The sequence below is a fragment of the Microbacterium sp. genome, from assembly GCF_036277215.1.
In the GTDB taxonomy this organism is placed as follows: domain Bacteria; phylum Actinomycetota; class Actinomycetes; order Actinomycetales; family Microbacteriaceae; genus Microbacterium.
This window is the reverse complement of the sequence record NZ_DASUNI010000074.1, coordinates 1-5,066: the sequence shown is the minus strand read 5'-3', so window position 1 is coordinate 5,066 and position 5,066 is coordinate 1. Positions and strand designations below refer to the sequence as shown.

General features: G+C 68.7%; 5 protein-coding genes. All 5 read left to right on the top strand.

The window, feature by feature from the left end; all coding sequences use genetic code 11:
* On the top strand, positions 1-879 hold an 879-nt coding region (locus VFX99_RS03655; RefSeq protein ID WP_329664960.1), incomplete at its 5' end, for an ROK family protein.
* Between the two features lie 8 nt (positions 880-887).
* Positions 888-1,985 carry a sugar ABC transporter substrate-binding protein gene (locus tag VFX99_RS03650; protein ID WP_329664959.1) on the top strand — a complete coding sequence of 366 codons (1,098 nt, stop codon included), beginning with the start codon at positions 888-890 and terminating at the stop codon, positions 1,983-1,985.
* A 74-nt stretch (positions 1,986-2,059) separates the two neighbouring features.
* Entirely contained in the window at positions 2,060-2,938 is an 879-nt protein-coding gene (locus VFX99_RS03645) for an ATP-binding cassette domain-containing protein (protein ID WP_329664961.1), read from the top strand.
* Entirely contained in the window at positions 2,935-4,194 is a 1,260-nt protein-coding gene (locus VFX99_RS03640; RefSeq protein ID WP_329664958.1) for a sugar ABC transporter permease, read from the top strand. Before VFX99_RS03645 ends, VFX99_RS03640 begins: the two co-directional genes overlap by 4 nt.
* Positions 4,195-4,477: 283 nt before the next feature.
* Positions 4,478-5,066 (top strand): substrate-binding domain-containing protein (locus VFX99_RS03635; protein WP_329664957.1); only part of this gene is annotated, 589 nt, incomplete at its 3' end.

Here is a 5,066-nt window from a genome sequence, read left to right as displayed (position 1 = left end):
CGCACGGTCGTGACCCAGACCTCGCTGCCCCTCCCGCTCGATCACCGCCACGATGCCGAACTCGATCGGCTCAGCATCCTGCTGAGCGACATGATGGAGACCATCGGCGGATCGGTGGGCGATCTGCTGGCCATCGGGCTCGCGCTGCCTGCACCCATCGACCCGCGCACCGGGATGGTCTCCACGCCTGGCCTGCTGCGCGGATGGGAGGGCGTCGACGTCGCCGAGAGCCTCTCCGCCCGCATCGGCCGCCCGGTGTTCGTGGACAGTGAGGCGAACCTGGCCGGGCTGGCCGAGGCCCGCGAAGGCAGCGCCCGGTCGGCGGCATCGTCGGTGTTCATCCGCGTGGGCCACACGATCAGCGCGGGCCTGATCGTCGGCGGCGACCTCTTCCGCGGCGTGAACGGCAAGGCCGGTCAGATCGGTCATGTGACGATCGACGAGAACGGACCGATCTGCCGGTGCAGCAACCGAGGCTGCCTCGAGACCTACGCCGGCGGCCCGGCTCTGCTTTCGCTGTTCCCGCCGAGCGAGGGCATGCAGCGGCTCAGCGACCTGATTCAGGCGTCCTACAGCGGTGACGGCAGCTCGCGGCGCGTGATCGCCGACGCGGGCCGGCACATCGGCATCGCGGCGGCGAGCCTGTGCAACCTGTTCGACCCGGAGCTGATCGTCGTGGGCGGAGAACTCGGGCAGGCCGGCGAGATCCTCATGGCGCCGATGCGGCACTCGCTCGAACGCACCGCCCTCTCGTCCGCCAATGGGCTGCCCGAGATCGTCGGCGCCTCGTTCGGCGAGTGGGCGGAGACCCGCGGAGCGATCACGATAGCGCTGGATCACGTCGTCGTCGAAGCCGACGCGCTCCCGTTCACGGCCTAGGGGCGCGGATGGCGATCCGGGCGTCGGCGAGACGCCGCTTCCAGCGAGCGGCCGCGGTGTTGACCGCCCTCGCCCTGAGTGGCGGCGCCCTTTCCGGATGCACGGGATCGCCCGGCGCATCCGACACCGACGGTCCGAACGGAGCCATCGCGCTTCTGCTCCCGGATGCGAAGACCGCTCGCTACGAGACGTTCGACCGACCGTTCTTCGAGGCCCGCGTCGAGGAGCTCGGCGACTATCGGGTGCTGTACGCGAACGCCGATCAGGATGCCGCGAAGCAGCAGCAGCAGGCCGAGAGCGCGCTCGCCGCGGGCGCCGGCGTGCTCGTCCTCGATCCCGTCGACGTCGGCGCGGCGGTCACGATCGTCGCTGCCGCCAACGCCCAGGGCGTCCCGGTCGTCTCCTACGATCGGCTCGTCGCCGGCGGCAACCTCGCGTACTACGTGTCCTTCGACAACGAGAAGGTCGGCGAGCTCCAGGCCACGGCATTCGTCAATGCCCTCGAGCTGCGCGGAGACGTCGGCGGCGGCATCCTGATGGTGAACGGCTCTCCGACCGACAGCAACGCGACCCAGTTCGCGGAAGGTGCGCACCGGGTGATCGACGCGGCAGGGCTGACGGTCCTCGCCGAGTACGCGACGCCGGATTGGAGTCCCGACAAGGCGCAGGAGTGGGTGTCGGGGCAGGTCGCGCAGTACGGCGATGACATCGTCGGCGTCTACGCCGCGAACGACGGCACGGCCAGCGGCGCCGTATCGGCCCTGAAGGCGGCCAACGTCTCGCCGTGGCCGGTCGTGACGGGACAGGATGCCGAGCTGTCCGCGATTCAGCGGATTCTCACGGGTGATCAGCACATGACCGTCTACAAGGCGATCAAGCCGCAGGCCGAACTCGCCGCGGAGGTCGCCGTCGCACTGCTGCGGGGCGAGGAGGTGACCGGCCCCCTCGACATCGACGGAACGCCGGCGACGCTGCTCGATCCGGTCGCGGTGACCGTGGACGACATCCTCGACACGGTCGTGGCCGACGGGTTCTGGACGGTGGAGGACATCTGCACGCCGGACTACCGCGCGTCGTGTGTTTCGGCCGGCCTGCTCGAGGAATGAACCGTCGCCGACGGCGGCGCCTGAGCCCGGCGGTAGGGTCGTTCGAGACGATCGCCGAGGATGAGGACGTGACGATGTCGTTGCCTGCCGCCCGCACCGGCCGCGCGCGCGAGCGCGTGCTGACCATGCGCGGCATCTCGAAGCGGTTCGGGGCGGTGCGAGCCCTGACCGACGTCGAATTCTGGGTCAACGAAGGTGAAGTCGTCGCCCTGATCGGCGACAACGGCGCGGGCAAGTCGACCCTGGTGAAGGTGCTCTCGGGAGTGCACGCGCAGGATTCCGGAACGATCGAGTACGACGGCGACATCGTCGAGATCGAGAGCCCGGCCGACGCCCAGGAGCTCGGGATCGCGACCGTCTTCCAGGACCTCGCCCTGTGCGACAACCTCGATGTCGTCGCCAACCTGTGGCTCGGACGTGAGCTGCGCTCGGGCAGGACCCTGGACGAGGTCGACATGGAGCAGCAGACATGGACGCTGCTGCGCGAGCTGTCGGCCAAGATCCCCTCCGTGCGGATCCCCGTGGCGTCGCTGTCGGGTGGCCAGCGGCAGACCGTCGCGATCGCACGCTCGCTCATCGGCGACCCCCGTGTGGTCATCCTGGACGAACCCACGGCCGCCCTCGGCGTGGCTCAGACCGCCGAGGTGCTCAACCTCATCGAGCGGCTCCGGGAGCGGGGGCACGGCGTGGTCCTCATCAGCCACAGCATGGCCGACGTCATGGCCGTCGCCGACCGCGCTGTGGTGCTGCGACTCGGCCGCAACAACGGCGTCTACAACATCGCGGATGTGACGAGCGAGACGCTGATCGCCGCCATCACCGGCGCCACGGACAACGCGGTGAGCAGACGTGCCGCGGACGTGCCGGCGAGCGAACCGCCCGAGGGGAAGATCATCCGCCTGTCGGACAAGGGTGCTCGCCGCCGGCGCGACGCAGGCGACGGAATTTCATGAGCTCGAGCAGAGAGGAGCGCGCAGCTCCGACGATCCCGGCGGACCTGCCGGATGACCGTCTGCTGAGCCCCCGGAGTCTGCGCACGGGGTTCGAGCTGGTCCTCTCACGCGTGCGGGGCGGCGACCTGGGCTCGCTGCCCGTCCTGATCGGCCTGGTGCTGATCTGGACGGTGTTCCAGGCCCTGAATCCGGTCTTCCTGTCCAGCGCGAACCTCGTGAACCTCACGATGCAGTGCGCCGCGATCGGAACCATCGCGCTGGGCATCGTGCTGGTGCTCCTCGTCGGCGAGATCGACCTGTCGGTCGGCTCCGTCGCCGGCCTGGCGGCAGCGGTGCTGGCGGTCGGCTTCGTCCAGCTGCAGTGGAACCTGGTCCTCGCGCTCGCGGCCGCCGTCGCCGCGGGCGCGCTCGTGGGACTGCTCTACGGATTCCTGTACACGCGCTTCGGCCTTCCCAGCTTCGTCATCACGCTCGCCGGCCTCCTCGGATTCCTCGGGCTCCAGCTGTGGGTGCTCGGAGCGACCGGGTCGATCAACCTGCCGTTCGATTCCTGGATCGTGCACTTCGCCCAGCAGATGTTCCTGCCCGCGTGGGCGTCCTACGTCGTCGCCGTCATCGCTGCCGGCGGCTACGCGTGGATCCTCACGCGCCGTGCGCAGCAGCGCTCCGCGGCCAACCTCGTGAGCCAGAGCTACCTCGAGATCGGCATCCGCGGCGGCGCGCTGCTCGTCTTCCTCCTCGTCGCCGCCTGGTACCTCAACCTGTCGCGCGGCGTGGGCGTGATGTTCCTGTTCTTCCTCCTGCTGGTCGTGATCGCCGACTTCGCGCTGACCCGCACGCGGTGGGGCAGAGCGGTCTACGCGGTGGGCGGCTCGGTGGAGGCATCCCGGCGCGCCGGCATCCGCGTGAACCGGATCTACATCTCCGTGTTCGTCTTCTGCTCGAGTCTCGCCGCCGTGGGCGGCATCCTCGCCGCGGCGAGGCTCGCCGCGGCGAATCAGAGCTCCGGAGCGGGCGATGTGAACCTCAACGCCATCGCAGCGGCCGTGATCGGCGGAGCCAGCCTGTTCGGCGGCCGGGGAACCGCCTTCGCCGCGCTGCTGGGGATCGTGGTCATCCAGTCGATCTCCTCAGGCCTCACGCTGCTGAACCTCGACTCGTCGGTGAGATTCATGGTCACCGGCGTGGTTCTGATCCTGGCGGTGATCGTCGACTCGCTGTCGCGCCGCAAACGAGCTGCTGTCGGCAGGGCCTGAACGCGTCATGCGTTCAAGTGAAAAACGCGTGAAGGCTCGGGTTTCGCTCGACTGAACGGTAAACCGCGCAATATGCTGTGGGTTGTGCCATTCTGATTCGCAATATGCGTCCCCTAGGTGCTGGGAGCGAAAGAGCGACCGCGGGTGGGAACATCCCGCTGGCGGCGTTGCCAAAGCGTTACGTTCATGTCTTGACGCCAACGCTGGATCTCGAAAGGATTCCCTCACGCGCAATTCGCGCCGGGGTTTCTTGGCGCTCGCAATCAATGACGAAAGGCGAAAGATGAAGAAGTCTTCAATCCTCTCCGCGGCCGCCCTCACCGGCGCTGCCGCGCTGCTCTTGGCCGGCTGTGCCGGCTCCGGCGGCGGAACCACGCCGACCGAGGGTGGCGACGGAGGCGGCACGGCTGAAGGCGGCCGCGCCTGTGTGATCCTGCCCGACGCGGCGTCTTCGCCTCGCTGGGAGAACTTCGACCGCAAGTACCTCCAGGAGGGTCTGGAAGGCGCCGGGTTCGACGTGGACATCCAGAACGCTCAGGGTGACGTGAACAAGTACTCGACGATCGCCGATCAGCAGCTCACCCAAGGCTGCGGCGTGATGGTGCTGGTGGACTACCAGGGTGCCGCCGAGGCGGTCGCGGCCAAGGCCAAGACCGAGGGCATCCCCGTCATCGCCTACGACCGTCCGTTCTCGGGCGCCGACTACTACGTGTCGTTCGACAACGTCGAGGTCGGCCGTCTCGAGGGCCAGACGGTGCTCGACGGACTGGAGGCCAAGGGCGTCGCTCCCGCGGACGCCGTGGTCGTCTACATGGGCGGAGACCCCACCGACGGCAACGCGGCCATGTTCCACGATGGCGCTGTCGAGGTCA